Source organism: Moraxella sp. K02, assembly GCF_041154755.1.
Taxonomy (GTDB): Bacteria; Pseudomonadota; Gammaproteobacteria; order Pseudomonadales; family Moraxellaceae; genus Faucicola.
Window position 1 is genome coordinate 1 of record NZ_AP031594.1, and the last position, 26,516, is coordinate 26,516.

Below are 26,516 nucleotides of genomic sequence, written 5' to 3' on the forward strand. Positions count from 1 at the left end.
CCTATTTATTTAAATTAATATTAGGTGTTAAATGAAATATCTCCCCTTACTTATCATGGCATTTTTGTCGCTTACAAGCTGTGACAAATCCCCCATTGAGCAAATCAAAGCTGTGACAGAGGATAAATACCCAGTCGCCAATATGCCTGATGAGCCACTGGATAAACCACTCGAAATCTTGCGAGAGCCGAAGCGCTTGGCGATGACGACAACATGGTCAGCAGGGGTAAAAGATGACGGTACATTGTGGACGTGGGGAACAGATAGCCTATTACGCCCAGCACAGACAGGACAAGACCCAACGCCAAGACCTGTGGAAGGTATTCACGATGCGGTGGCTGTGTCGGGTGGTGGTGGACATATGTTGTTATTACGCAAGGATGGTACTGTGTGGGGTTGGGGTAGTAATCATGATGGGGAGATTGACCCAAGTGATAAGGATACGTCTATTGATGAGTTAAGGCAGATTAAAGGTATTGATAATGTGGTGGATATTGTTGCTGGCACAGGTGCATCAATATTTTTAACAAAAACAGGAGAAGTTTATTACCAAGGAAAAAATGAATGGCACATTTTAAAAAATACTGATGAGAAAATAATCAGTAAACCTACAAAAATTGGTGGCTTAGAAAATATTGAAAAATTCGATGGTAATTCTGGCTATATATTAGCTATCAATAATCAAGGAAAATTATTAACAACTCATTGTATTGGTGATGCAAAAGTAGTTTCTATATCTCAACAAAACACCATATGTAATATTGAATTTGATAAAAAAGTTGCTGATGTCGCACAAGGGATTGCCAGTTTTGCCCTATTAGAAGATGGTTCTGTATGGAGTTGGGGGGAAACTCGAGGTTATGCTGCTCAAGGAAACACTAGCACTCGATTAGATAATCCAAAAAAAGTTCCTAATCTATCAAAAGTCATCAATATATCAGACTTTTCGGCAAATACGTCTAACGGAAATGTTTATATTTGGGGGCATTACTTGATAGGTGAAAGCCCCGAGCCTTCAGAATCATCTATGAAAATAATAGCTTCACCTATTTTGATTATGAAAAACACCCGCGTGTCATTTTTTGTAAGAAATTCTTATATTTCCGCCTTTATAAATCACAAAGGTGAGGTATGGTTTTGGGAAGGAAATAGAATGGGACAACGTGGCACAAATGCAGTAATTAAAACATTTCATAAAGACTTTGTTTTTACCCCTGAAAAATCCTTATTTGCTTTAAATTAATCAAGACGGAGAAATCAAATGAACGCAACCATGAAAGATATTTTTTATCATGCTTTATTAGCGTCGGGGGTCATGACGGATTGACCCTCAAGATTCTCTAGTTTTTTCCATGAGATTTCTGTGTTGTCTTTCATATCTGAATAAGATGCACGAGCCAAAAGTGCGTGATAAAAAATATCTTTCATAGTTGCAGTCATGATTATGTTTCCTTTAGTTTATTTAATGGATATTAAAAAGCGATTTTTCAGGGGTTAATAAGCTCTCTTTAAGAGACCAGTTTGTTTGTTGCAATTTTCCTGTACCTGCTGTTGCATATTTATTATTTCCCCAAGTCCACAACCAACCATCTTTATCAATATAACCATTGTGAAAATCGGTATTAATGAATTGATGAATTGCGACATTTTTAGAGATTTTGATTGGCTTATAAAAATATTGCGATTTTGCTCCATTTGGATAGCAGTCTTCACAGGAAATAGTATATAAACCCCAAGTATATAAATCTCCATTTTGTGTCATGGCAGAATAATTTGTAACTTTTTTTACTTTTGATAAGGTAGAAATGCGAGTAGGCTTATAAATAAAATCTTTTTTTATTCTCCCTAAGCCAGTAAAGTTTGTATCTCTCCAACTCCAGACTGTACCATCTTCTAAGAGAACTAATTTTGCAGAACCATTGCTTAAATCAACTGCTTTCTTATTAAATGATAGCTTTGTTATTGGAAAAATATTTACACCATTTGAATTTTTGATAAATTGTTGGTTTTCTAAACCTAACGCTTGAGGGGTAGTTGCTTGAGAAAAAATTTCACCTTTTTTGTTTAGAGCTAAAAAATCATCAGCCATTCCACTAATTTTTACGATGTTATTAAGACCATATATTTTTGTTGGAATTTTCAATTTATCTATGACTTCACCAAATAATCCAGCTTCATTTTTACCCAACGCATATACAGTACCATCTTTTTTAATAAAAAAAGAAATACTTGAGCCAGCCGAAATATCCACCACATTATCAATCCCTTTAATCTGCCTTAACTCATCAATAGACGTATCGTCATCACTAGGGTCAATCTCTCCATCATGATTACTCCCCGAACCCCACACCGTACCATCTTTACGCAGTAATAACATATGAGATGTACTTGCAGACACAGCCACCGCATCATGAATCCCATCTACAGGCCTAGGCGTTGGGTCTTGCCCTGTTTCCGTCTTTCTTAGTAGACTGCCTGTTCCCCACGTCCACAGCGTACCATCATCTTTAACCCCTGCTGACCATGTCGAAGTCATCGCAAGGCGTTTTGGCTCTCTGGTGATTTCTAGTAGTGTATCCAGTGGCTCATCAGGCATATTAGCGACAGGGTATTTATCCTCTGTAATGGACTTGACTTGCTCAATGGGGGATTTATCGCAACTCGATAATCCAACAATTAAAGCTACTGAAAATAAAAATTTAATAGTCAAGCATGATTTCATAGATTTCTACAATAGATTACAAATTTTTACCCTTAATATTATCACTCTTTTTAGTCACCAAGAATAACCTTTTATCGGAAAGGATTTAAAGATTGGTACTGGTCTGAAAAGTATGCTGAGGTGTGAATAGCCACCAAAATTCTAGACACATTTAGCCATCTGTTGATGGGTCATTTCATATTCTAAAGGGGGAACGTTGACCAATGGAACCATGTCTGCGTTTAGAATTATAAAACATCTCAATATACTCAAAAATATCTGATTTAGCTTCCTCTCTTGAAAGATATATTTTCTTTTTGATTTTTTCACGCTTTAGCAACTGAAAGAAGCTTTCAGCAACCGCATTATCATGGCAGTTGCCTCGTCTGCTCATACTGCTTTCAAGATTATGATGCTTAAGAAACGTCTGCCATTCATGACTGGTGTATTGACTGCCTTGGTCAGAATGAATCAATACTTTATTCTTAGGATTTCTTCTAAGCAAAGCCATCAATAATGCATCTAGTACAAGCTCTGTTGTAATCCTTGACTTCATAGACCAGCCAACCACGAGACGTGAAAACAGGTCAATCACCACGGCAAGATATAACCATCCCTCATGGGTACGAATATAAGTGATATCAGATACCCAAAATTGATTCGGCTCAATTGGGTTAAACTGTCGGGCTAACGTGTTCGCGGCAACAACAGACGGTGTACCTGCCTGAGCTCTGGGTTTGCGATAGCCACGCTGGGATTTGAGACCATTTGCCTTCATCAAACGATGCACTCGGTTGACACCACAAGCTTCACCGATATCTTTTAAATCACAGTGAATTTTACGATAGCCATAGACACCACCCGATTCTAGCCAAAATTGTTTAATTAATCCCGATACGTGTTGTCGCTTTCTGGCAGTTTTACTGATAGGTTGCTTTAACCATGCGTAATAGCCACTGTGATGAACATCTAAAGTAGAACATAGGCGACGAATAGACCATAGGTTCTGGTTGTCCTGAATAAAGGCGTACTTCATTTGGACTGACTTGCGAAGTACACCGCGGCCTTTTTTAGAATGTCCCTTTCTTCAGTAACCCGTTGCAGCTCTTTTTTTAGCCTTGCGAGTTCGGCAGTTGAATCCTTGTCTTTGATTGCCTTGGACTGCCCTTGATCGTATCTTTTAATCCAAGCATAAAGGCTATGGGTGGTCATACCTAAACGTGTAGCTACTTCTGCTACGCTATAGCCTTTCTCTGTGACTTGCTTAACTGCTTCGATTTTGAATTCTTCAGGGTATCGTTTACCGCTCATAATTACCTCATAAATTAGCCATTTTATCTAACTTTAAGGTGTCTACAAAATCGGTGGCTATTCAGTATTACATTGTCAAGAACCCTTCATAGTTCATGATTCTGATTGGATTGTTCTTCAAAGTTTCAGTTAGTGCTTATATTCATCAAATCAACTCCAGCTTTTTTAAGCTCCCCTTTTGCCGTCACATAGTGATATAGCGTACTACTGGGAATATCACCCAGCTCTTTACAAATTGCTGGAATGCTTTTGGTTTGGTCTTGCATCAGATGCTGGGCATAACGTAGTTTCTCAGCGGTCATGATTCTAGGTCTTCCGCCTTTACGACCACGAGCCCTAGCAGCCGCAATCCCTTCTTTCACCCGCTGGCGGATAATGTTACGCTCCATTTCAGCAAACGCCGCTTGAATCTGCAAAAATGCCCGTCCTGCAGGCGTTGTGGTGTCCATTGGTGAGTTAATGGCTTTAAATCCAATGTCTTTTTCCGCCAGCTCATCAATCAGCTTTATAAGCTCACTGGCTAACCGCCCTAACCTATCTAAATCCAAAACGACAAGTACATCGCCTTTTCGCAAATAGTTAAGACAATTATCTAAACCTTTACGTTGGGAATTACTGCCCGATGCCTTGTCCTCAAAAATCCGCTCACAGCCGATTTCTGTTAACGCATCAACTTGACGATCCAATAATTGTTTCCCTTCCGATGTGGATACTCGGGCATAACCGATTAAACTCATGATAAATTTCTCACGATAAAAGATAATTAACCCATCTTATCACATTTAGATAACTATGGCTTTATCATGAAATAAATGGAATAAAAAAGCGCCGAATTGGCGCTGATTTACAAATTCACGAAAAACAATTGATTTTCGTGAATTTAAGGATTGATCATTCTCAAACTTTTATCCCTTGAAGCAATTAATTGTTCCTTGACTTCTATTTTCAAATTTGATTGAATCCATTGTTTATCTTTATAATCTAAATCATAAAGATATGCATGATTTCTAACTATGCTTTTTAGAAGGGAATAGACCAATATGTTTTTACTATTATCATCAGCTATTTCGCGAATTAAATCTTTTGGAATTTCATAACTAACATTTAGGTTCGAAGCCAAATGGATTAGGTTGTAAGCAGGAGTATCTTTCTTTTGAGCTAAGGATAATGATGTGTTCAATAATTTAGGGTGAGCGGTGAATTGAGCAATCAGTCTGATAACGTGAAAACATACGCTAAAACAAAAGTTTCTGATAATGCTCTCTGCTTCTTCTTTTGCATTAATTCTTCCATCTTGGATACTTATATCTTCTAATAAATCCCTCATATCTTCAAATGTAGTATTGAATAAGTTCATATAGAAAGATAATATTCTTAGTCCAATGTCATATGAGGTTTCTAAAATTTCTTCCAAATCTTTTAATTCTATTGATGAATTTCTATTTTTAGCAATTTGTCCAATGACTTCTAGACTTCTTATTGCTGAAACGATATCCTGAATTTCTCGAAATTCAATCACATCCTTCATTTCATCGTGGCTTGATATTGTTGCTTGTTCAAGTATAGAATCTGGATTTTGCATTGAGTCCTTTCGCTCTAAGGACTTTAGACGTTCTTGTTCAACATCTTTTTCTTCCCAGATTATCCGTTTTATCTTGTCTCCTACCAATTTATTGTAATAACTCGTCTCCTTAAGTGTCATATCGAAAGTTGCATACTTATCTAATAAACAGATGGAATGTGTAAGAACTTCATTGAGAAGAATATTATCATCTCTGAAATGATGAACTAAGAATATTAGAATATTAGCTTTCTCTTCATTGTGAATATTTTCACAGAGAAAAGAAATTTCTGAAGAATGCTTAGAAAAATTATCTGCTATAAATTTCGCACAGCAGAAACAATAAAGATAATCTTGAGAAAACTTTAAAATGTCATTATCGGGCGTATATAAAATACCCGATGTTATTAGTGTTTCTTTGATATTTCTTAGCGGATTGAATTTAGTTTCATATTCTTTAAGAAATTCACTGAATTCACTACTGGATATCTTTTTAGATTCGAGTGAATAAAGCTTAAATGCTAAATGACTTAAAAAATTAAAAATGCCATCCAAATCTTGTTGTATATTCACTTTTGCTTTAGTAAGCATACTTGTAATTAAAGCCTGATAGCAATAACCGAATGATGTGAATGTAAACTTATCAGATGTTGAAGCAAAATTATCTAGGATTTGGATAATGGTAATTAAATATATTGGTCTTGAATCCATAATATTTTTTTTCATTATGGTATCGAACTGTGATGCAATCTGGTCAACTTTTACTAAAAGCTCATTGTCAATAACATGTCTTTCATCATCATCCTTTCCAATCAAAAGCCATTTCTTTATGAATTCATTACGTTTTACATAGCCGAAAGGTAATATATCTAAAAAGTTAAAATCCTTGTTTGCAAGCTTCGCCTGATACTGAACAATTTCATTTTTATCAACAAAAACTATAACTTGGTTAAAATCAGAACAGACGTTATTTAGTAAAGTGTTGAAATCTTCAGTACGTAAACTTTGCTTAGTAAAATCGTCTACGATCAGCACAGTTTCGCTAAATAGGTAATTATTCTTCAAATTAAATTTTTTACAAAATTTTTCTGTAATCCAAATTGATTTTGGATTTTTTATTTCATTTCCACTTAGTAGAATAACTTCCTTACCACTTGACTTTATATCTTGTGCAATCTTCTTTGCTAAACTAGTTTTTCCTATTTCTTCATTGCCAGTAAAACAAATAAAACTATATTTTTTCAATACCTGTTTTACGGTACTCGTAGACTTTTTGATTGTATCTTCATTATTAGGATCTTTAATATCTGGATAGATATAAATATCATTCAATGATAATAAGTTTTTCTGCGGGTGTTTGACTTCTAGGCCAAGATCATTGATAAAAATTTCAAAATTATCTTGAGAATTATTGGGTTTTAAGGGGCTTTTTTTTTACTATCTTCTTCTGTTACAGCTTGCTGTTTTATTTGATTCAAAGTTTTATTTAACTCTATAGCTATTTCATTATATATTTTGTCTTTAGATTCTCCCTTTTGAATCAAAGTTGCTATGGGCGTACCATCTTCAGGCTGAAGTAAAAATTCTTTCAATGGAGTAAATTGCCAACTACACTCTCTGACAATTATAGGAAATATATTTATTTGATCTATATTGCCTTCTTTATTGCGCTCTAAAGCAATATTAAGCTCATCTAAGCATGAAGTAGATGCTAAATAGTCAGGACTGATTAAACATATCATTAGACCAAATTTATCTAATTGTGTATTAATCTTATCAAAAAGTTTTTGTCCCGTAATTAAAGTAGTGTCATCCCAAGCTTCAAACTCACTATATTGAAATCGAAGCAATGGTTGGATATATTTTTTTAAATCTTGTAAATATTCTTTATCAACGTGAGTATAACTAATAAAGATTTTTCCACTCTTTGTCATATTAACTCCAAAATTAATTTTTAAAAATCTAGGATATTACAAATTATATTATTTCAGTTTGTGCTCATTCCATGTTTCTAAAACAAATAATGCTAGGCTATGAGCTGAGTTAACAGCAAATCTAGCATGTCTAGGCTTAGGCTTATACATTTTTTTGCCTTGACCATGGGCTGAACTACCATGTGTACGAAATGCAGAGATACCATCCACTACGGACAACATCCCCGAAATAATTTTCTTTAAGTCATCGTCTTGAAGCTGGGCTGGATCAAAATTTAAAGCTGTTGCTACTGTCTTCCAAAGATTACGTAAATCTTGCTTAGCAGGAAAAGGTAATCTTTCTTCTTCAATGAAAACCTTGCATACAGATTCTAAAATATTACAAGCCGCTGAAACCGCCTCTAGAGGCTGTAAATCCACATTTTTGAGAGCTCTTTCAAATTCTAAATTGATTGCTGGTATATTTTTTTGATGTATTAGATTTTGTAAGCTTTGACTAGGTAATGAACCTCCACTTGAAATAATACCGCCCTGAATATAAGTTAGACTATATTTTCCTAATAGCTCTATCAATGAGTTTTTGAATTCGAGACTTTCTTGATACTGAGAACGTTTAAAAGTGTCATAGCTAGGAATAGTTTCTAAATCAGGTAGCTCTATATATTTCTCAAGAAGTTTGCCCAAAACCTTCAATGGCTGCTCAGATACTTTATTGGTTCGATTTAACCATTCCTGAACTTTAACTGACTTATTTCCTTCTGGAACGTCGCCTGGAGCATCTGCATACATAAAAAGACTATCAAGGCTTGCATGAGTTTCCAAGTCTGGGAGTTTATCGGACAGTATAGAGATCACTGGTCTAGGTATCATATTACTCATATTTAGATGAATCCTTCGATATTTTAAAGCTATCGTATTTTTGAGTAATCAATATCGTAGCCAGATTTATTCAACATATGAGCTACTGATAGTCGCCAATCATTATAAGCATGATCTGTGTATACCACCCCGTTTACGTCGCCTGGCATTTCTAAAAAGCCTTCCTTTTTTACCAAACAGGTTACCCGTGAACGAGTATATAGACCAATTAATAACCCATGCTCAAAAACTACATTCTGTCTAGCTCTAAGCCTATATTCTGGCTCTTTTATGCCTTTTCCTTCATCATCGGGTGTATACAAGACAATACCAAAACCAATTGCAGGATCACTTGTATATTGTTCAAGTTTTTCAATGATAGTTAGACTAGCATCATGTTGCTCTCGGAGTACAATTGGCTCAATAGATTGAGAGAGCAAAAAAGCTTTCACTTCATTGATTAAAGGGTCATCATGACCATGTACAATAAATACTTTTGATGGTTTAGGCGCTATAGATTTATTTAAGTCAGTTTCTTGTTTTATCTTCTTTCCTTTAGGATACGTTATTAACTCATCCGTTATTTCTTTTTCCTTTAGAATTGCAGTCTCTAAGTCATTGTGGTAGAAACCAATCGCTACAATGCTTGAAGATCGTTGAATTGAATCTCTCCTCGCTTTTTCCCTTTGTTGCAAAACATCAGCTGATATTTCACTAGAGAATATTCTCATTCTTTCAATTTTTTCGATTTCAATTGAACGTCCATTAATTAAAATAGATTCACCCAATTGATAAGGCTCTGTGAATCTTAACTTAATATCCTCTAAGCTACTTATATCGGACTTTATCTCTAATTGATCCCATACATCTTTATGATATTTAGCACCTAACTCAACGATAACATGATAATACATAGTTTATAATCCATTTAATAGTTTAATGATTGCCTTACCCACCGCCAACGCCAAATTCACAGGCACCGCATTACCAATCTGCTTATAAACTTGCGTCGCAGACCCTTCAAACTGCCAATTATCAGGAAACGTTTGAATACGAGCATACTCACGAGTTGTTAAGGGCCGATGCTCGCTTGGATGACACCTTTCTGTCTGCTTCTGGGCAGGGGCACATGTCAGTGTCAGACTAGGCTCATTCCAAGATAAGCGTCGTGCCATACCTGTCTTACCACCCCCCAAATAAAAACTACCAAGCATATACTCTTTTTGTAAGTCTATTGGCAAATCTCTCCAATAGCCACCTTCTGGTACGTAAGCCATAATCTCAGCTTTGCGCTTTGGATATGCTTGACCTACTGATTCAGGTACCGCACTATCAAACAGCTCCCCCGCTTGCAGAGCATCTTTTACCGTCAATAAGCGATAATAGGGTGATGGTTTTACAAATTTGGCTTTCGCTACCAAATCATTTCGCACCCCAATAATAATTAGACGTTCACGTTTTTGTGGCACCTTATAAAAAACTGCTTTATACACATCTTGCTCGACAATAGTATAGCCCAATTCCTCTAGCACATGAATAATCGTCTTTAGCGTTCTGCCGCTATCATTTTCAGTCAATCCCTTTACATTTTCCGCCAAAAACACCTTGGGCTGAATCTCTTTAATAGCTCGCGCCATCTCAAATACCAAAGTTCCCCGCAAATCTTCAAAGCCCAGCTGTTTTCCTGCATAAGAAAAGGGTTGACAAGGAAAACCACCTGTCAACAAATCCACCTGACCTTTTAAATGCGAAAAATCAACATTCGTGATATCATCTTCAATCACGTTCCAGTCAGGACGATTGGCTCGTAACGTCTGACAAGCATACTTATCTTTTTCATTCAATAACACAGATTTAAAGCCTGCTTGCTCAAAGCCCAGGGCCAAACCACCGGCTCCAGCAAACAGTTCGACCAAAGTATATTCACGTTTAGGCACCACCGCCATATCGTCATCCCAGGTGCTATTAAACATATTGGCAAACTGTGGGAACACTATTAGTTGCTCTTTGCTATAAGGCTTATCGTGTGCCGTTGGATCAAGTGCAGGCACTAATTTGCCGTTTTTTGCCCAGCTTTCCACATTCTTTTTTGAAATAGAAAGCACGTCTGCCACTGTTTCAGCAGAAAAGTATGCCTCATCAGAAAACACATTCAACATATTCATAGAACGCCCCAAGCTTAAAAGGCCCATTGTACCGAGAAATGACCACCAGGTCCAGTACTATTTTAAAAAATCAGGAAAATCCTATGAGCGAAACTATTACAGCCACTCAGCCAACCGACCTACATCAGCAAATGCGACAAGCTGTCAAAGATAAGGCTTTATCAATCTTAAAAATGGATGACAAAGTCAAACGTCTTAGCAAAGACATTGACGATGGGGATACCAATCTATTTTTTTTGGAGATGTTTGGCAAACAAGTGATGTTTACCTCTAAGTTGATTACTTCATTACAAACCGCTTTTGGTATGTCATTTTATGAACAAATCTCAAAAACGCTAGGTGAAATGGTCGGTTATGAAGTGCATAACCAATATAAACTCACAGGGTACATTCATGGCAACTTCAAAAGTTATTTAGATACCCTGCTTGAAGATGTTAAATACGCGCCAAGTCGACAATCTGAATATCAACGCATTCAAGTAATACACGAAGAGATTAAAGCTGAAATTGGTAATTTAGATACTATCCCAGACAGTACCGTCGATGTTTTTATTAAGAAACCTGATGGGACAGAAATTTACATCGACATTACCACGGTCAAACCCAATAAAAAAGAATTTCGCACCATGAAACAAAAAATTCTTAAATGGTACATTTTGCGATTAAGCCATGGTGATATTACCCCAGATAAAATTCATACTTACATTGCAATTCCATACAACCCACAATCGAAAACAGATAATACTTACACACGTTGGAGTGAATACTACGATCGTGAAGATTTACTGGTGGGTAATGAGCTTTGGCAGCTTGTATCTGGCAACCAATTTTCATTACAAGATATGATTGAAGTATTTCGAGAAATTGGCCAAGAGTCAAAGGCTGACATTGAGAAAGCAGTTAGGTTAAGCGACTGAATTTAGATTAACCCTACGTCATATTAACTAATTATTAGTTAAATAATAACTAATGGTTAGTTAATTAAAAATATAAAACAGTTAATGACAGTCATTTAAGTGGATTTAGAGCTATTTTTAGAACCCTTAATTTTTAGAAGTTACTATTTGTATGGATATTTGATCTAAAAACAATTTATTACTAAAATTTTTTTTGACTGATGGATATAGTAATAGATTACTATATTTAATTAGTTAATTATTAGTGTATAATTAACCAATCATTAACTAATAAAAAAGGATATCGTAATGGCTCAAATATTTACAATTGCCCATCGAAAAGGCGGTGTTGGCAAAACAACGCTTGCAACCAATTTAGCCGTTGCACTTAGCAATAAAGGCAAAACATTACTGGTCGATACCGATGACCAAAAATCCGCTTATAACTGGAATGAGTATCGCCAAGAAAAACTCAACTCAATATCGGTCATTGACAGCTTAGGCAAAACCTTACAACCGCTTAACGACGAATATGAATTTATCCTAATTGATATCGCTGGACGTGATAGTGAAGTATTTCGAGAAGCGTTATTGATATCAGACAAACTCATTGTTCCAACTCAAGCGAGTATACTCGATTTAGAGCTATTGCCTTATATTGCCGACAAAGTAACGACTGCTCATAAGCTTAACCCAGAACTCAAAGCCTACATTGTCATTAATCGAGCCAATGCCAACCCAAAAAACAACGAAGTCAACGAAGCCAAAAAATTTATCGCCAAATACCCAATCTTTAAACTATTAAACACCGTCATTCATGACCGCAAACAATTTCGAGATGCCATTATCGGCGGTCTGTCCGTGTCAGAAATGGGTAGCAGCAAAGCCCATGACGAGTTAAATAAATTCTTGATTGAGGTGCTGTGATGAATAAATTTGACCGTATAAAGGCGAATGCTGATTTTATCCAAGACGTGAATTCGGACGTTAAAAAGACACAAACCATTACTACCAAAGGGCAAAAACAGCTAACCCTTGAGCCAAACATGTTAAGCAATAAAGAACGGTCACGCTCGAAACATGGACGTAACCTAATTACGCATTTGTTTGTCGAAGAACTCGAAGCGATTGAGTTGACCGCAGAAAAATTAGGTGGGTCGTCTGTAAGTAACTTTGTACGACAGTTGATTTTGGATAAATGTCAAAGCGTACTAGGCGATGATGAATACAACCGTATTACGTCAAACAAACGCAATGTGATGAAAAATAAACAGAATAGTTAGAAATTAGTTATTTATTAGTCTATAAATAACTAAATACTAGTATAAAATTAGTATATTATTAGTTAATTATTAACCAATAATATACTAAATATTAACGCTTAGCTAAAACCCTAGACCAATAGCCTAGGGCTTAATCGGATTAGCTATCAGATTTTTTAAAACCCAACTTTAGAAGATAGGGCATATAAACTGTAACTTGCTTGATATCTCGTTGTAATTCATCAGAAATACGATCAATGAAAGGTTGCATATCTTCACCCATCTTAGCAAATTTACTTGAGAAATTTTGGTTGATTGCAAGTTTACTGGCAAAGAAATCCGCTTGTTTAGGCGATAATAATTTGACATTGGTATCTGGGGCGACTTGTTCTGGACTATGTTCAATCGCTTTAGCTGTTTTGTCTTTTAGATTTTTGTCGGTTTTACTGGTATCTTTAAACGAAAAGACAATTTCTGTGACCACTCTACCTTTTTTGTTTTGCGTATAAGTAATGCGTATCGGCGTATGTTTTTCAATATCAACGATCGCCTTGTCTAACACATTCCGTTTAAATTCACTAATGACTGGGTAACTAGCAATACAATTAAATTTTTCACGCAAATATTCAATAGTATAGGCTTTGCTTTTGTCTTTTTGATATAGACAACTTGAAATCAGCTCAAATAAAATAATGCCATAGCAACCTAATTTGATAATCATTTGCCGTTCGTATTTGGTAAAAGGATTTGTTTTATCAAAAACGGTCAGCATTTCAATCACGTCTTTATGCAAATCGATATGAACCTCGCCTTGCTTACTCTTGTAGTCGCCTTTAGTTATCCAAGTCACTTTTACTTTTGATTTATATTTTTTATTGGCACTAAAGTTCCAAAACTCGTAAGTTTTGTGTTGAAGTGAATTACAAATGTTTTCCAATTCTTGATAATAAGCCTTACTTTTAATCTCGTATTCGTCTTGAAAATCTTTTACTTTAACGATAAATGTCTGCTGGTGAGGGTCTTTATCCACCTCTTTTCTGACCAAAGGTGACAAAAACATAATTAGCCGTCGCTCGTTCAAGTCAAGGTTGCTAATAGCATTAAGCAATCTATTTTGCAAAACAATCCATTCTTCACCATATATCCTGCTAGCTTTGGGTTTTTCTAATAATTTTTCTTCCAACATTGGAGCGATTATCTTTCGCCCTTCTTGTTCCATAATCTCACGCATAAGTTGCATGATAGTGTTTTTGTCTATAGCTTCGCTTTGCAAATTTGGTTGTGAATTTTCCATGTTTAACCTATAACTTGTAGAGATAGAATCAATTATACCCAATATTATTGTAATTAAAAATTGAAAATTACAATAATACCCTATTTTTCTACAAGTTAAACCCTATTTTTCTACAACAATGACCCTATTTTTCTACAAGTATTACCCCATTTTTCTACAACTAAACCCTATTTTTCTACAACAATGAAAATTTTTTACCATGACCTAGGCCTTACGTAGCACAGCTTACAGCGATTTTGCCGAAAACCTACAAAGCTTTTAAAAGATATAAATATTAAAAAATAAAAAGGAAATTTTTTTGTTTTTATTATTTTTAAAAAGAAATCCAAAACAGCAAAATATAAGAATCAAAGATACATTTTAAGTTTGGAATAAGAAATTTATCTTTTTAGTCAATTTTTCGATCAAGTAATAGATTAATACAGGTCAAATTTCAATTTTAGATGGGTTATTTTGATGTTTGGAGTATAGGTTGATATTAGGGTAGCAAAAATTCTCTAAATCGCTTAGAACGCATTACAAAGCATTTTAGCGATATGTTAATTTCTCATGTTGGAATTTAATAATTAAAAGCTAGTTTTTAAACAGACGAGTAATTCAATTTTTCAGCATTACTCATCTTCTTTGATATAAACAAATAAGTCACTTGGTTGACAATCAAGATAGCGACAAAGCTTCTCAAGAATTTCCAAATCAACACGGCTACTTTCATTGTTATACATCCGATACAACGTAGTTCTCGAAATATCTGTATCTCTTTCGGCATCGGCAACCCGTAGACCTTTTTGGGCAAATAGTACGGGCAAATTCAAACGTAACATAGCTTCCTCAAAACCTTTTCAAAAAATGCTTGCATAATGACTCATTCGTGATAATATATTATCTATATAGAACACAAATTATCATATTTAGATTATTTTATAATTAAAGAAGATGATTAAATTTTAGCTATTATGCCATAGTTAGATTTAATAACCAATGAAGGAGACCACGCCATGAAAAAACCTACCTTACAAAACCTTATTCGACTACAACAGCATAGTCAGTTATTGAAAGACTATGCCAACGACTTGGCAAATCAACTCATTATCGAATTTGATATCAATGAAGGTCACAAAATAGCTCGATTTTTAAAGGTTAGCCAAGGATTAGATAATTATACCGCCATTCGCTATTGGGCAGAGAAATGGCTAACAGCGCAATATCCTTTGACTGATGATGCTAGCGTATATGAAGACTTAAAATATGATGATGGACTATACCCACAGCTTAAACATCAATTCTTAAAGCATTTTCCCAATGCAGCCGTGGCGTAACAATAGCAAATATAAAATCGTTGGTGCTATACGCGTTAAGCAAGCGTATAGCCTATGTAAAAACCTAACTCGGCAGCGTTTATCCAACAATGCTGCCAAATAAAACGACTATTTTAACTTAATGTTGCTGCCATCAAATTAAACTCGGTGCTCACACAAAAGCGGCCTTCAAACCTCAACTAAATAAAAAAATTGCTACTAAACCTAGCAATTAAATTGATACTGAAATTAACCAAACCAGTAGCCAATTTTAATCACATTAATGCAAATCTTATAGCCATACCTAGCAAACTTAAAACCAATATCTTAAAAAATCTTTGCTGATTTTAACAATTGTTAGTTTAAAAGTTGGCACGTTACACCAGAAGAGCAACGAATTAAATTCATCAATCTAGCACAACGTATTTATGACTATCCTGACTTTCAACACAAATATCTCACCACGGATGATGAACAACATCGTAGCCTAGAATTTGAAAAATTGGTCAAAGATATCATCGTCGAAGACCGAAAAAAAGAAATCGATTTTTACAAAATTTTCATCCAAGACGAAGCATTTCAACTGGCATTTTTAAGTAACCTACGACAAGTGATTGATAAAAAATCACTCACCAGCTCAACACGATAAATAACACAAAAATTTTCTAAACACAAAAAAGATTTGAAACATTCACAACTCAAATCTTTTTAAACCTCAACAACATCACGATAAATTAAAATTATCACTTATCGGTGAAACTAAATTTGACGGATTGACACTAAGATGATTAATCTCATTAACCTTTGGTTCTATAACTTGATCAATTGGTACAGCTGAATCAACTAAAAAATTCTTCAGCCAATCCTTATCCTTCTCATTTAAATTCTTATCAGTCAACAACATAGATAAAAAATCAGACAAAGTAATCGTAGCTTTCTGATTCGGTAACTTTTTTAACGACTCAATCGTCACTAACCCAAAACGTTTATAGCGACTCTCTATAATTTCCTTTTTTTCATATGCATGCAATTTTAAAGCCTCTTTTGCTTTTCTCTTTTTCTCACGAATAGTGATCTTAGACTTTTCAAACTCTAGCAATAACTTTAATTTTTTAACATCTGCATCAGATAACACAGATTTTTGAGACAGCGTTAATATCAACTGCTGCTCATCACTAAGTTTTTTAGACTTAGCAACTTTTTCCTCAAAATCCTTTAATAATTTCATTAATAAATTATTTTCTAACTTAGTAAGTTCTGCTCTCATAAATCACCCATACAGTTATAGATCTTATTAATAATAACAACCTATAGCGAAAAATCAAACAAAAAGCGATTTGCAAGTAAAGAAAATTACCATATAATCGACTGAAATAATAAAAGAACTAAAAATTTACTCAGCCAGCAATGACAGCGTTACCATTTTCGCAAGCTTAATGGTAACGCTGTCGCCGGCAAAAGTGGGAATGCTTCCCCCTCTTGACACCCCCTAAATCGCTTCTTTTTAAAATTTACTCTGCGCTAAATTTCATAAAGAAGCGATTTTAAAAGAAAACTAAGTTACGCGATGATAGTTACTGTGATGATAGTCTTTGGATGTTGATTAATGATTTCAATCCATAATAAAAAATCTAACGATGCTGATAAAAGGAAAACTCGTTTAAATCTTCGATTAGATGATAAAGAGTTTGAGTTATTAAAAGCTAAAGCCGAGGGCTTTGGTTTACCACTTGCTAAATTTGTGCGTGTTTCTTTATTGGGATTACCTGAACCGGCAAAGCGTATTCATGATTTACCTGTAATTGACGCTGCCTTGTTAAGGCAATTGGTTAGTATGGGTAATAATGTCAATCAATTAACGCGTTATGCTCATACGGTGTCGTTAGATCCAAAGCAAACACTGAATACATTAGAGTTGGCGTTTGCTTTGCAAAGAGTCGCTGACGAATTGAAGTTGTTACGAGAACAGTATTCGCTTAACGCCGTAGAGAATGCGGATAATATTATTAGCGATTCAACTGTGATTAATGATCAAACTGATTCACCTATTATCAAAAACTTTGCTGAGACAATCAAATGCTAGTGCGATTTTTTGATCATGGCAAAGTAAAAAAAGGCGAACTAACACGTACAGGCGGCGGCGGTGCGGTACGCAATTATTTATTATTTGATAAAGACAATAGAAGTAAACCTCGCGATGGGGCTCGATTAATCTATGGTAATGATAGTGATACGACCGAAGTCATTAACGGCATCAAAAATTCAAAAATTTATACGTCCGGTGTCTTGTCATTTGCGCCTGAAGAATCGATCACGGATGCGCAAAAAATCGAAATAATTGAGTCGTTTGAACGAAATCTTTTTCCCGGTCTAATGAAAGGTGAGTATTCGGGATATTGGGTCGAGCATCAAGACAAAGATAGGCAAGAATTACATTTTGTGTTTGCCGATATTCATTTGCCGTCAGGTAAAGCATTGCCTGTGTACTATATTGGCAAAGATTTTGATCTTGTCGATTCATGGAAAGATTTAATCAATATCGATTATGGGTTAGAAGACCCCAATGACCCCAAGCGACAACGGGCTTATCGCTTAAAAGGCTATGAGTATGCCCTCAAAAAACAACAAGAGAAAGATAAACTTGCAGGTAAAGCCATTAAAGACGAAAAAGTCTTTGATGAAGAAAAAATTGGCGAGTGGTTGATTGAAGAGATTGCTGATGATGAGTCGATTCAGACGCAAGCAGATGTGATTCGTGTCATTGCTGAAGCATTTGAAATCACTCGGGTGGCAAAAGATGGCAAATCCATTTCGATTAAAAATCCTGTGGGTGGTCGCAATATTGAATTAAAGGGGATGATGTATGAGCGAGAATTCACCAGACAACGTTTCGAGTCGCTTGGAAAAACACAAACGAGAGAAAGCGCAAAGCGAAGCGAACTTCAAGCAATCAATCGACGAGAGCGTGAAAAACGCAAGCTCAGATTGGAGCAACGCTTTGCTCAAAGTTGTGAACCAGATGGACGACTTAGCCAAGAGCTTAGTCACGCAGAGCCTGGAATTAAACAGCGAGCAGATTGCGAAAGCCCAATTGCAAATGGTTCTGTTACAACAACAGTTAACTCAGATGATTCAGACCCTCTCGCAGATGCCCGAGCAAATCAGCGAGAAAGTAACCCAGACAACCCAGAGCGTGAACGACAGTCTCGATACAATGATATCGGCCGTCAGCAAGAAGTCAATCCAGGTAACCGAACAAGCGAAGCATCACTTGGATACGATTCCAAATCAAATGCAGAGCATCAGCGACCAAGCCGTCCAACATACCCGAAAAATCACTCAGGCCCATCAACACAAAATGCAACAGCTGAACAAAATCGGGTTCAAAGCCTCGATGCTAACCGCATTGGAGATTTTTCTGGCTATCGCTTTATTTGCCGGAAATTATTATCTGGGCAAACAGGTCTATCACACCCAGCAGACACTGGATATTTTACAACAACACATCGATCAAACCCCAACCGAAACAAAAGCACTAGCGATGATCAATATCTTCGAGAACAAGGGCAAAGAGGGTGGGGTGCTGATAACACCGAAGAATCAACAAACGGCATTTTGGGGCGAGAATCAAAACAAAGAAAAGACCTTACTGGTGACCGCACCCGAAAGCCTGCCACAACTGCAACAAACGCCCAAACGGAAGTAACTCAAGATGACTCAAATAACCCCAATCGAGCTAATTACCAAGACTTTAGAGCAGTTGTCGACCGATTTGCACAACAAAGTGGAGAGCCATTTGAGCCAAACCAGCCAAGCACAGCAGACACAAATCACCGAGGCTTTAGCCCAATTATTACCGAGCTTACTCGAGCAGCTTACACCGATTATCAAAGCAGAAGTCAAGAAACAGGTGATGGCTCACAACCAGCTGATACTGAAGCAGGTCGAGAGCTGCTTGAGCGAATTAGAAAACACCAATCGACAACAGCTAAAAATGCTGAAATTAGGCAGGGAAGAATATCAACTCTTACAGCAGAAAATGCAATCGACATTAATGGCGTTGGACAATATGGCATTGCTCGACGACGACGCGGTAAAAGATTCGCTAGAGACGTTACAGGAATCGATAACCAGCTTGCAGACACAAATGCAGGAATTGATAACCTCACAACAGGGTATGATGAGCGAACACACCGATTTGGTCAAATTAATCGACGAGTTAGAAGGGTTAAAGCAGGATATGACCATGACGCTCAGCAGTTTGCAGCAGCAACAAACAACTTTGGTGCAGTCATTGGCACAGTTTCAGCCGTTATTAAAGCGGTAATTGAGTTGTTTAAAAAGTTGTTTAATGGGTTAAAACAGCAGGTGGTGGGGTATGCCAAGGAAGGGGTGCTGTATGAGGTGGATGCTGATGGTAAACAGCAGAAAATGAATCCACAGCAAGCAGAGTCCTATGTAAATAGTCATCCTTATGATTTGTCGAATTATGCTAGGTTAGAGTTGACGGTGAAAAAGCTGGAAAAAGATAAAGAGCTAAGACATGAGCCGTTTAGGGGGTTTGGGATGTAGGCAATATTTTATGATAAAAGGCGACTTGTAAACTTAAATCGCTTTTTTATTGTCAACATTTTTTCAAAATTGGAATGAACGGTAGTTTTTTTGTTATTAAATTGTAATATATTCATTTGTCAAGCGAGTGTATAAAAGATGCCGATTTATATATTTGGGGTCGTCTCAGAAAACGGAAAATAAAGCACGCTAAGCGTGCGTGGAGGCTGGCACCCAGCGGTACAGCGTCGGAATGGACACGCCGAGGTTCTTGGCCACGTCCTTGGGCGGCACCCCGCTGGCCAGCAGCTTCTTGGCCGACTCGATCTTGCTGTCGGTCATCTTCGGCTTGCGGCCGCCTTTGCGGCCGAGCTGCTTGGCGACTTCCAGCCCGGCGCGGGTGCGCTCGACGGTCAGCTCGCGCTCCATTTCGGCAAGGCTCGCCATGACGTGGAAGAAGAACCGCCCGGATGGTGTGCCGGTGTCGATGGAGTCGGTGAGGCTCCTGAACTGGACACCGTGCTTGTGCAGATCGCCGACCAGATCGACCAGTTGCTTGACCGACCGGCCCAGCCGGTCGAGCTTCCAGACGACCAAAGTATCGCCTTCGCGCAGCATTTCGAGCGTCTTGGCCAAGCCAGGCCGGTCTGCCCGCGTGCCACTCACCTTGTCCTCGAAGACCTTTTTACATCCGGCCTTGCTCAAGGCTTCGCGTTGCAGCTCCAGGTTCTGATCCTGCGTCGAGACGCGCGCATAGCCAATCAACATGGCTTGTCTCGCGCCCGGTCGATGCGTTCCTGCATCGCCTGCATCACTTCTTCGTGGGTGTACGATCTGGCGTTGGCGTCGGTGGCTTGCCGCAGGGCTTCCTCAACCTCGCGCGTCATCCGCTCGTAATCCTCCGGCCACAGCGCTTGCTCCATGCGCAGCGACGCCTGACCCAGCAGGTGCAGCAGGCTGAACAGCCGCATGTCGTTGGTGGCGACGATGCGCTCCCGAATCTGCTCCTGAATAGCTTCGCTAGCCCGATGCGCTTGTGGTGTGGCAGTCCCCTCGTAGTCAGCGGGGAATTCCGCTTCCTCGGCAATCCTTGCCCAGGCGCTGGCCAGCGCCTCGATGGTTGACGTGCTCATTTCCGCCGCTCCTGTGCTCTTTGGCGAATCAACCGGCCAAGGGGCCTCGACGCGAAAACCAGCAGCATCACGCCTATCGGATACCAGGTCGAGAAGACCACCAAGGCATCGAAGGCTGGCCGTCCGGTGTTGGTAGGCAGTACGGCGGTCACAGCCATCAACCCGCCGACCGTCCAGATGATGCGCCACACGTAGGGCATCACGCGGGGCACGTAGCCGTCATCGAAAGCGGTCTGGTAGTAGCGGCGCAGGCCGCGCTCGGCAAGCGCCTGGCGCTGCCGCTCCGACAGCGCATCCGTCCGGCCATACCAGCGCCGGAATGGTGGACAGCGCAGCAGCAAAGGGGTGAAGAGGATCATCACCGCCACGATCGCGACACCCCACGCCATGACGGCGCCGGCATCGGGCCGCTTGGCGTTCTCGATCACGGGCGCGAAGACGCCCGGAGCACCGATCATCCAGAACAGCGCAATGTGCTGATGGAAGGAGAGCTTCATTTGCTCATCCACTTGCGCAGCAGGCGCTTTTTCAGGGAGGCGCGTTCTTGCGGGTTGCGTCCCTTGTGATTGGCGATGCGATCCGCCGTGGCGGCCTGGCGCTTGACGGGCCAGTAGGAGCGGCCATCCTTGCCCATCGACCAGACGCTGCTGGCCTGGTTTTCCAGCAGGGGCAGATGGGCGCTCAGGGCTTCGGGCGACGCGCTGGTCAGCGCCGTGCGCTCACGGGTGCGCCAGCGCTGATGCCAGAGCTTCTTGTCCTCGCGCTCGCTGCCGCAGGTCGTGTGCCCGACGATGGGTGTTTTGCGGCGGCTGCGGCTCATAACGTAGTGGTCTCCAAGAACATTCAGGACTGATCCCAGGCGTCGATGGTCAAGACCTGATCGGCAGGACAGGCGGCTACGCGGTCGGGAACTGGATGGTGTTCAGTCTCATGCCGACCCCATTCGATTGATCGCGTCGCTTGCGGCACGCTGCGACGCAAGGAGGTTTGCGACCTGGTTTAGCAGCCGTGTCCGCTGCATGTCTGTTACCTATCTCCCCGACCGCTCATTGGACCAACTCCAGAGATTGGGCTCTATCGCTCAGCCAATACGAAACCGGCATTGGCTGATGCCACAACCGAGACTAACACAAATGGCTCGGTACCTGTATTTCGCGCCCCGTGCACTTGGCCCGGTCTTGCCACGGCTATCTCACCTTCCCTGAGGGCACGAACAATCCCATTGCCCTGAAAGTAATCAGCCATTCCCGACAAAACAGTCCACGTGTCTTGGCCGTGAGGATGAATGTGAGCCGCAATTTCCTGCCCGGGATGGACATGCCAAACCACGATAATTGAGTCTCGGGTTTCAAGCACAACGGAACGAATAGGCTCGCCTTCGGACGGCTGAACATACTCGGCTACAGAAAATATTCTCGATTCAACAGTCATCGGAGATCCCTCTTTCACAGTTGTCGTTACGGTCTTCATCGTCGGCATCCTGACGCACGGCGGGCAATTGCTGGAGCAACGCCGGCAGCCATTCCTGTACCGTCTCCCACACCACATCGAGGTTGATGTCGAAATAGCCGTGAGCCATGCGATTACGCATATTGCGCATGCTGCGCCACGGCACGTCGGCATGCGCCTGGGTGAACTCGACGTAGCCATCCATCACCTTTGTGGCCGCCTCGCCGATGACGATCAGGCTCATGATGACGGCCTGCTGGGTGCGCTTGTCGGCCAAGAAGTCGTCCTTGGCCATCCCTTCCACGAAGCTGCGCGCATCGGTTGCGGCCTGCTGAATGTGGTCGAGGTAATCGGGCAGGCGGTTCTCGCTCATATCGGTTGCGCCTCCGCGAGCACCTTGGCCCGGAACTTCGGCGGCAGGTCGCCGGGAGTCAGCAGATCGACGTCAACGCCGAGCAGCGATTTCAGTTCTTCTTCCAAATCGCCCAAGTCCAACAACGTGGCACCGGGCAGCGCATCGACCAACAGGTCGAGGTCGCTGCCATCCCGGTCGGTGCCATGCAGCACCGAGCCGAAGACGCGCGGGTTCGCGGCGCGAAAGCGGCCTACCGCTTCACGCACTGCGCTTCGCTTCATGTCAAGCACAACAGACGGTCGCATGCGCATCCTTTCTTATCGAAACTCGTTGAGATGATATGCAATCAAGAATAGAATTTCAAGAACTATTTTCGAGAATCGCAATGCCTTGATTCCCGTGCCGCGCCGGTTGCCTTGGCGGGCTTGTCACAAACCTACGTTTTCAAGAAGAAGGAAACCGCATGCCCCGCCGTTCGATCCTCTCCGCCGCCGAGCGCGAAAGCCTGCTGGCGTTGCCGGACACCAAGGATGAGTTGATCCGTCACTACACGTTCAGCGAAAGCGACCTCTCCATCATCCGGCAGCGGCGCGGCCCGGCCAATCGGCTGGGCTTCGCGGTGCAGCTCTGCTACCTGCGCTTTCCCGGCGTCATCCTTGGCGCTGATGAGCCACCGTTCCCGCCATTGCTGAGACTGGTCGCCAACCAGCTCAAGGTCGGCATCGAAAGCTGGGACGAGTACGGGCAGCGTGAGCAGACCCGACGCGAGCACCTGGTCGAGCTGCAAACGGTGTTCGGCTTCCAGCCGTTCACGATTGGCCACTACCGGCAGGCTGTCCAGTTGCTGACCGAGCTGGCCATGCAAACCGACAAGGGCATCGTGCTGGCCAGAGCCTTGATCGAGCACCTGCGGCGGCAGTCGGTCATTGTGCCCGCCCTCAACGCCGTCGAGCGGGCGAGCGCCGAAGCGATTACCCGCGCCAACCGGCGTCTCTACGACGCCTTGGCTGAGCCGCTGACGGACGTGCATCGCCGTCGCCTCGACGATCTGCTCAAGCGCCGCGACAACGGCAAGACGACGTGGCTGGCCTGGCTGCGGCAATCCCCGGTCAAACCGAACTCGCGGCACATGCTGGAACACATCGAACGCCTCAAGGCGTGGCAGGCGCTCGACCTGCCCTCCGGCATCGAGCGGCTGGTTCACCAGAACCGGCTGCTCAAGATCGCCCGCGAGGGCGGCCAGATGACGCCCGCCGACCTGGCGAAGTTCGAGCCGCAGCGGCGTTACGCGACCCTGGTGGCGCTCGCCATCGAGGGCATGGCCACCGTCACCGACGAAATCATCGACCTGCATGACCGCATCCTGGGCAAGCTGTTCAATGCCGCCAAGAACAAGCATCAGCAGCAGTTCCAGGCATCCGGCAAGGCGATCAATGCCAAGGTGCGGCTGTTCGGGCGCATCGGCCAGGCGCTGATCGAGGCCAAGCAAGCGGGCCGCGATCCGTTCGCCGCCATCGAGGCCGTCATGTCCTGGGATGCTTTCGCCGAGAGCGTCACCGAAGCGCAGCGGCTCGCGCAACCCGAGGACTTCGATTTCCTGCACCGCATCGGCGAGAGCTACGCCACGCTGCGCCGCTACGCGCCGGAATTTCTCGACGTGCTCAAGTTGCGGGCCGCGCCCGCCGCCAAGGACGTACTCGACGCCATCGAGGTGCTGCGCAGCATGAACAGCGACAACGCCCGCAAGGTGCCCACCGACGCGCCGACCGAGTTCATCAAGCCGCGCTGGCAGAAGCTGGTGATGACCGACACCGGCATCGACCGGCGCTACTACGAACTGTGCGCGCTGTCTGAGCTGAAGAACGCGCTGCGCTCCGGCGACATCTGGGTGCAAGGCTCGCGCCAGTTCAAGGACTTCGAGGACTACCTGGTGCCGCCCGCGAAATTCGCCAGCCTCAAGCAGGCCAGCGAATTGCCGCTGGCCGTGGCCACCGATTGCGACCAGTACCTGCATGACCGGCTGACGCTGCTGGAAACGCAGCTCGCCACCGTCAACCGCATGGCGCTGGCCAACGAGCTGCCGGACGCCATCATCACGGAGTCGGGCCTGAAGATCACGCCGCTCGATGCGGCGGTGCCCGATACCGCACAGGCCCTGATCGACCAGACGGCGATGATCCTACCGCACGTCAAGATCACCGAATTGCTGCTGGAGGTAGACGAATGGACGGGCTTCACCCGGCACTTCGCCCACCTGAAGTCAGGCGACCTGGCCAAGGACAAAAACCTGTTGCTGACCACGATCCTCGCCGACGCGATCAACCTGGGCCTGACCAAGATGGCGGAATCGTGCCCCGGCACGACCTACGCCAAGCTGGCCTGGCTGCAAGCCTGGCACATCCGCGACGAAACCTACGGGGCGGCACTGGCCGAGCTGGTCAACGCACAGTTCCGACATCCCTTCGCCGAGCATTGGGGCGACGGCACCACGTCATCGTCGGACGGCCAGAACTTCCGCACCGGCAGCAAGGCCGAGAGCACCGGCCACATCAATCCGAAATACGGCAGCAGCCCAGGGCGGACGTTCTACACCCATATCTCCGACCAGTACGCGCCGTTCCACACCAAGGTCGTGAACGTCGGCGTGCGCGACTCGACCTACGTGCTCGACGGCCTGCTGTATCACGAATCCGACCTGCGGATCGAGGAGCACTACACCGACACGGCAGGGTTCACGGACCACGTCTTCGCGTTGATGCACCTGCTGGGCTTCCGCTTCGCCCCGCGCATTCGTGACCTGGGCGACACCAAGCTCTACATCCCGAAGGGCGATGCCACCTACGAGGCGTTGAAACCGATGATCGGCGGCACGCTCAACATCAAGCACGTCCGCGCCCATTGGGATGAAATCCTGCGGATGGCCACCTCGATCAAGCAGGGCACGGCGACGGCCTCGCTGATGCTCAGGAAGCTTGGCAGCTACCCGCGCCAGAACGGCCTGGCCGTCGCCCTGCGTGAGCTGGGACGCATCGAGCGCACACTGTTCATCCTGGACTGGCTGCAAAGCGTCGAGCTGCGCCGCCGCGTGCATGCCGGGCTGAACAAAGGCGAGGCGCGCAACGCGCTGGCCCGCGCCGTGTTCTTCAACCGCCTGGGGGAAATCCGCGACCGCAGCTTCGAGCAGCAGCGCTACCGGGCCAGCGGCCTCAACCTGGTGACGGCGGCCATCGTGCTATGGAACACGGTCTATCTGGAGCGGGCCGCGAACGCCTTGCGTGGCCACGGTCAAGCCGTCGATGACGGCCTGTTGCAGTACCTGTCGCCGCTCGGCTGGGAGCACATCAACCTGACCGGCGATTACCTCTGGCGCAGCAGCGCCAAGATCGGCGCGGGCAAGTTCAGGCCGCTACGGCCGCTGCAACCGGCTTAGCGTGCTTTATTTTCCGTTTTCTGAGACGACCCCTTCTACCCGATATTGAATACAAAAGAATAAAAATTTTTCATTATATTATCAAAGACTTAGAATTTATTTTTTCATCTTAATGAATACAATTAACATAGCTCCGTGAATACAACGCTAAGTCGCACTGTTACTTGGCTTGGAGTAGTTGCAACGAGTTGCGTGGTGTGTGTACCCTAGAAAGCCCTCTGCAAGAGACGCTTTTTTCTTTGAATTTGAATTTATGATTTCATTGGATATTCTGGTGATGTTTGCTCTAAAAATTTCGCGCAGCGTCACCTGCGGGTGACG

At 42.4% G+C, this 26,516-nt stretch carries 27 protein-coding genes; 8 read left to right on the forward strand and 19 right to left on the reverse strand.

The genetic code is table 11. The features are described 5' to 3' along the window. Nucleotides 1-31 precede the first annotated feature (31 nt). A complete protein-coding gene (locus ACAM39_RS12280; RefSeq protein ID WP_369628702.1) occupies nt 32-1,243 on the forward strand; it encodes an RCC1 domain-containing protein in 1,212 nt (403 codons plus the stop codon). Between the two features lie 47 nt (nt 1,244-1,290). Here ACAM39_RS12280 and ACAM39_RS12285 read toward each other — a convergent pair whose 3' ends face one another. The 9 genes from ACAM39_RS12285 to dcm form a co-directional block, all read right to left on the reverse strand. Then, a complete protein-coding gene (locus tag ACAM39_RS12285) occupies nt 1,291-1,440 on the reverse strand; it encodes a hypothetical protein (RefSeq protein WP_369628703.1) in 150 nt (49 codons plus the stop codon). A gap of 22 nt (nt 1,441-1,462) precedes the next feature. Continuing rightward, nucleotides 1,463-2,710 (reverse strand): RCC1 domain-containing protein, encoded by a 1,248-nt coding sequence (locus ACAM39_RS12290; protein WP_369628704.1) that lies wholly within the window; start codon nt 2,708-2,710, stop codon nt 1,463-1,465. 187 nt (nt 2,711-2,897) lie between these two features. Then, nucleotides 2,898-4,012, reverse strand: a protein-coding gene (locus ACAM39_RS12295; protein ID WP_472828296.1) for an IS3 family transposase whose coding sequence is annotated in 2 segments (ribosomal slippage) — nt 2,898-3,775 and nt 3,775-4,012 — 1,116 coding nt in all. Because the reading frame shifts where the segments join, the coding sequence is not laid out codon by codon here. 125 nt (nt 4,013-4,137) lie between these two features. Beyond that, on the reverse strand, nt 4,138-4,749 hold the full coding sequence (locus ACAM39_RS12300; protein ID WP_369628705.1) for a recombinase family protein: 612 nt from the start codon (nt 4,747-4,749) through the stop codon (nt 4,138-4,140). Between the two features lie 143 nt (nt 4,750-4,892). Next, nucleotides 4,893-6,905 carry a hypothetical protein gene (locus ACAM39_RS12305; RefSeq protein ID WP_369628706.1) on the reverse strand — a complete coding sequence of 671 codons (2,013 nt, stop codon included), beginning with the start codon at nt 6,903-6,905 and terminating at the stop codon, nt 4,893-4,895. Nucleotides 6,906-6,991: 86 nt separating this feature from the next. Further along, nucleotides 6,992-7,507, reverse strand: coding sequence for a toll/interleukin-1 receptor domain-containing protein (locus tag ACAM39_RS12310; protein WP_369628707.1), 516 nt, complete (start codon nt 7,505-7,507; stop codon nt 6,992-6,994). A 48-nt stretch (nt 7,508-7,555) separates the two neighbouring features. Then, nucleotides 7,556-8,386: an abortive infection family protein gene (locus tag ACAM39_RS12315; protein WP_007115219.1), complete on the reverse strand. Its 831-nt coding sequence runs from the start codon at nt 8,384-8,386 to the stop codon at nt 7,556-7,558. Nucleotides 8,387-8,415: 29 nt separating this feature from the next. After that, complete coding sequence (locus ACAM39_RS12320; protein WP_007115220.1) at nt 8,416-9,279, reverse strand: TIR domain-containing protein; 864 nt, start codon at nt 9,277-9,279, stop codon at nt 8,416-8,418. Between the two features lie 3 nt (nt 9,280-9,282). Beyond that, on the reverse strand, nt 9,283-10,530 hold the full coding sequence (gene dcm / locus ACAM39_RS12325; protein ID WP_369628708.1) for a DNA cytosine methyltransferase: 1,248 nt from the start codon (nt 10,528-10,530) through the stop codon (nt 9,283-9,285). A gap of 83 nt (nt 10,531-10,613) precedes the next feature. Here dcm and ACAM39_RS12330 point away from each other — a divergent pair, with 83 nt between their 5' ends. The 3 genes from ACAM39_RS12330 (at nt 10,614) to ACAM39_RS12340 (ending at nt 12,709) form a co-directional block, all read left to right on the forward strand. Then, on the forward strand, nt 10,614-11,447 hold the full coding sequence (locus ACAM39_RS12330; RefSeq protein ID WP_369628709.1) for a TdeIII family type II restriction endonuclease: 834 nt from the start codon (nt 10,614-10,616) through the stop codon (nt 11,445-11,447). A 288-nt stretch (nt 11,448-11,735) separates the two neighbouring features. After that, the gene (locus ACAM39_RS12335) at nt 11,736-12,353 is read left to right on the forward strand and encodes an AAA family ATPase (RefSeq protein ID WP_369628710.1); all 618 of its coding nucleotides are present in this window, start codon (nt 11,736-11,738) and stop codon (nt 12,351-12,353) included. Then, the gene (locus ACAM39_RS12340) at nt 12,353-12,709 is read left to right on the forward strand and encodes a hypothetical protein (protein ID WP_369628711.1); all 357 of its coding nucleotides are present in this window, start codon (nt 12,353-12,355) and stop codon (nt 12,707-12,709) included. The genes ACAM39_RS12335 and ACAM39_RS12340 overlap by 1 nt, the downstream gene beginning before the upstream one ends. Before the next feature lie 139 nt (nt 12,710-12,848). Here ACAM39_RS12340 and ACAM39_RS12345 read toward each other — a convergent pair whose 3' ends face one another. Together ACAM39_RS12345 and ACAM39_RS12350 are read right to left on the reverse strand one after the other, a co-directional pair. Further along, entirely contained in the window at nt 12,849-13,982 is a 1,134-nt protein-coding gene (locus ACAM39_RS12345) for a replication initiation protein (RefSeq protein WP_369628712.1), read from the reverse strand. 611 nt (nt 13,983-14,593) lie between these two features. Then, nucleotides 14,594-14,803, reverse strand: a complete 210-nt coding sequence (locus ACAM39_RS12350; RefSeq protein WP_369628697.1) for a helix-turn-helix domain-containing protein — start codon at nt 14,801-14,803, stop codon at nt 14,594-14,596. A 174-nt stretch (nt 14,804-14,977) separates the two neighbouring features. On the opposite strand from ACAM39_RS12350, the gene ACAM39_RS12355 reads away from it, so the two are divergent. After that, nucleotides 14,978-15,298 (forward strand): hypothetical protein, encoded by a 321-nt coding sequence (locus ACAM39_RS12355; RefSeq protein WP_369628698.1) that lies wholly within the window; start codon nt 14,978-14,980, stop codon nt 15,296-15,298. 703 nt (nt 15,299-16,001) lie between these two features. Here the strand turns inward: ACAM39_RS12355 and ACAM39_RS12360 are convergent. Further along, nucleotides 16,002-16,544, reverse strand: a complete 543-nt coding sequence (locus ACAM39_RS12360) for a hypothetical protein (protein ID WP_369628699.1) — start codon at nt 16,542-16,544, stop codon at nt 16,002-16,004. Between the two features lie 339 nt (nt 16,545-16,883). On the opposite strand from ACAM39_RS12360, the gene ACAM39_RS12365 reads away from it, so the two are divergent. Further along, nucleotides 16,884-17,360: a plasmid mobilization protein gene (locus ACAM39_RS12365; protein WP_369628700.1), complete on the forward strand. Its 477-nt coding sequence runs from the start codon at nt 16,884-16,886 to the stop codon at nt 17,358-17,360. Next, complete coding sequence (locus ACAM39_RS12370) at nt 17,354-19,849, forward strand: relaxase/mobilization nuclease domain-containing protein (RefSeq protein WP_369628701.1); 2,496 nt, start codon at nt 17,354-17,356, stop codon at nt 19,847-19,849. The genes ACAM39_RS12365 and ACAM39_RS12370 overlap by 7 nt, the downstream gene beginning before the upstream one ends. 189 nt (nt 19,850-20,038) lie before the next feature. On the opposite strand, the gene ACAM39_RS12375 is transcribed toward ACAM39_RS12370, so the two are convergent. The 7 genes from ACAM39_RS12375 to ACAM39_RS12405 form a co-directional block, all read right to left on the reverse strand. Next, on the reverse strand, nt 20,039-20,596 hold the full coding sequence (locus ACAM39_RS12375) for a recombinase family protein (RefSeq protein ID WP_003100847.1): 558 nt from the start codon (nt 20,594-20,596) through the stop codon (nt 20,039-20,041). Further along, nucleotides 20,590-20,961: a hypothetical protein gene (locus tag ACAM39_RS12380; RefSeq protein WP_003100853.1), complete on the reverse strand. Its 372-nt coding sequence runs from the start codon at nt 20,959-20,961 to the stop codon at nt 20,590-20,592. Before ACAM39_RS12380 ends, ACAM39_RS12375 begins: the two co-directional genes overlap by 7 nt. After that, nucleotides 20,958-21,458 (reverse strand): hypothetical protein, encoded by a 501-nt coding sequence (locus ACAM39_RS12385; protein ID WP_003100856.1) that lies wholly within the window; start codon nt 21,456-21,458, stop codon nt 20,958-20,960. The genes ACAM39_RS12380 and ACAM39_RS12385 overlap by 4 nt, the downstream gene beginning before the upstream one ends. Further along, a complete protein-coding gene (locus ACAM39_RS12390) occupies nt 21,455-21,781 on the reverse strand; it encodes a hypothetical protein (RefSeq protein ID WP_003100858.1) in 327 nt (108 codons plus the stop codon). Before ACAM39_RS12390 ends, ACAM39_RS12385 begins: the two co-directional genes overlap by 4 nt. Nucleotides 21,782-22,035: 254 nt before the next feature. After that, entirely contained in the window at nt 22,036-22,392 is a 357-nt protein-coding gene (locus ACAM39_RS12395) for a cupin domain-containing protein (protein ID WP_000215515.1), read from the reverse strand. Further along, entirely contained in the window at nt 22,382-22,783 is a 402-nt protein-coding gene (locus ACAM39_RS12400) for a HepT-like ribonuclease domain-containing protein (RefSeq protein WP_001293886.1), read from the reverse strand. The genes ACAM39_RS12395 and ACAM39_RS12400 overlap by 11 nt, the downstream gene beginning before the upstream one ends. Then, entirely contained in the window at nt 22,780-23,070 is a 291-nt protein-coding gene (locus tag ACAM39_RS12405) for a nucleotidyltransferase family protein (protein ID WP_001247892.1), read from the reverse strand. Before ACAM39_RS12405 ends, ACAM39_RS12400 begins: the two co-directional genes overlap by 4 nt. 158 nt (nt 23,071-23,228) lie before the next feature. Here ACAM39_RS12405 and ACAM39_RS12410 point away from each other — a divergent pair, with 158 nt between their 5' ends. Then, nucleotides 23,229-26,195 carry a Tn3-like element ISPa38 family transposase gene (locus tag ACAM39_RS12410; RefSeq protein ID WP_003100881.1) on the forward strand — a complete coding sequence of 989 codons (2,967 nt, stop codon included), beginning with the start codon at nt 23,229-23,231 and terminating at the stop codon, nt 26,193-26,195. The last annotated feature ends 321 nt before the right edge of the window (nt 26,196-26,516 follow it).

Bases quoted from the DNA above. Each gene is read 5' to 3' on its own strand.
- ACAM39_RS12280 (WP_369628702.1), top strand. From the start codon at position 32: ATGAAATATCTCCCCTTACTTATCATGGCATTTTTGTCGCTTACAAGC.
- ACAM39_RS12285 (WP_369628703.1), bottom strand. From the start codon at position 1,440: ATGACTGCAACTATGAAAGATATTTTTTATCACGCACTTTTGGCTCGT.
- ACAM39_RS12300 (WP_369628705.1), bottom strand. From the start codon at position 4,749: ATGAGTTTAATCGGTTATGCCCGAGTATCCACATCGGAAGGGAAACAA.
- ACAM39_RS12310 (WP_369628707.1), bottom strand. From the start codon at position 7,507: ATGACAAAGAGTGGAAAAATCTTTATTAGTTATACTCACGTTGATAAA.
- ACAM39_RS12315 (WP_007115219.1), bottom strand. From the start codon at position 8,386: ATGAGTAATATGATACCTAGACCAGTGATCTCTATACTGTCCGATAAA.
- ACAM39_RS12320 (WP_007115220.1), bottom strand. From the start codon at position 9,279: ATGTATTATCATGTTATCGTTGAGTTAGGTGCTAAATATCATAAAGAT.
- dcm (WP_369628708.1), bottom strand. From the start codon at position 10,530: ATGAATATGTTGAATGTGTTTTCTGATGAGGCATACTTTTCTGCTGAA.
- ACAM39_RS12330 (WP_369628709.1), top strand. From the start codon at position 10,614: ATGAGCGAAACTATTACAGCCACTCAGCCAACCGACCTACATCAGCAA.
- ACAM39_RS12335 (WP_369628710.1), top strand. From the start codon at position 11,736: ATGGCTCAAATATTTACAATTGCCCATCGAAAAGGCGGTGTTGGCAAA.
- ACAM39_RS12340 (WP_369628711.1), top strand. From the start codon at position 12,353: ATGAATAAATTTGACCGTATAAAGGCGAATGCTGATTTTATCCAAGAC.
- ACAM39_RS12345 (WP_369628712.1), bottom strand. From the start codon at position 13,982: ATGGAAAATTCACAACCAAATTTGCAAAGCGAAGCTATAGACAAAAAC.
- ACAM39_RS12350 (WP_369628697.1), bottom strand. From the start codon at position 14,803: ATGTTACGTTTGAATTTGCCCGTACTATTTGCCCAAAAAGGTCTACGG.
- ACAM39_RS12355 (WP_369628698.1), top strand. From the start codon at position 14,978: ATGAAAAAACCTACCTTACAAAACCTTATTCGACTACAACAGCATAGT.
- ACAM39_RS12360 (WP_369628699.1), bottom strand. From the start codon at position 16,544: ATGAGAGCAGAACTTACTAAGTTAGAAAATAATTTATTAATGAAATTA.
- ACAM39_RS12365 (WP_369628700.1), top strand. From the start codon at position 16,884: ATGATTTCAATCCATAATAAAAAATCTAACGATGCTGATAAAAGGAAA.
- ACAM39_RS12370 (WP_369628701.1), top strand. From the start codon at position 17,354: ATGCTAGTGCGATTTTTTGATCATGGCAAAGTAAAAAAAGGCGAACTA.
- ACAM39_RS12375 (WP_003100847.1), bottom strand. From the start codon at position 20,596: ATGTTGATTGGCTATGCGCGCGTCTCGACGCAGGATCAGAACCTGGAG.
- ACAM39_RS12380 (WP_003100853.1), bottom strand. From the start codon at position 20,961: ATGAGCACGTCAACCATCGAGGCGCTGGCCAGCGCCTGGGCAAGGATT.
- ACAM39_RS12385 (WP_003100856.1), bottom strand. From the start codon at position 21,458: ATGAAGCTCTCCTTCCATCAGCACATTGCGCTGTTCTGGATGATCGGT.
- ACAM39_RS12390 (WP_003100858.1), bottom strand. From the start codon at position 21,781: ATGAGCCGCAGCCGCCGCAAAACACCCATCGTCGGGCACACGACCTGC.
- ACAM39_RS12395 (WP_000215515.1), bottom strand. From the start codon at position 22,392: ATGACTGTTGAATCGAGAATATTTTCTGTAGCCGAGTATGTTCAGCCG.
- ACAM39_RS12400 (WP_001293886.1), bottom strand. From the start codon at position 22,783: ATGAGCGAGAACCGCCTGCCCGATTACCTCGACCACATTCAGCAGGCC.
- ACAM39_RS12405 (WP_001247892.1), bottom strand. From the start codon at position 23,070: ATGCGACCGTCTGTTGTGCTTGACATGAAGCGAAGCGCAGTGCGTGAA.
- ACAM39_RS12410 (WP_003100881.1), top strand. From the start codon at position 23,229: ATGCCCCGCCGTTCGATCCTCTCCGCCGCCGAGCGCGAAAGCCTGCTG.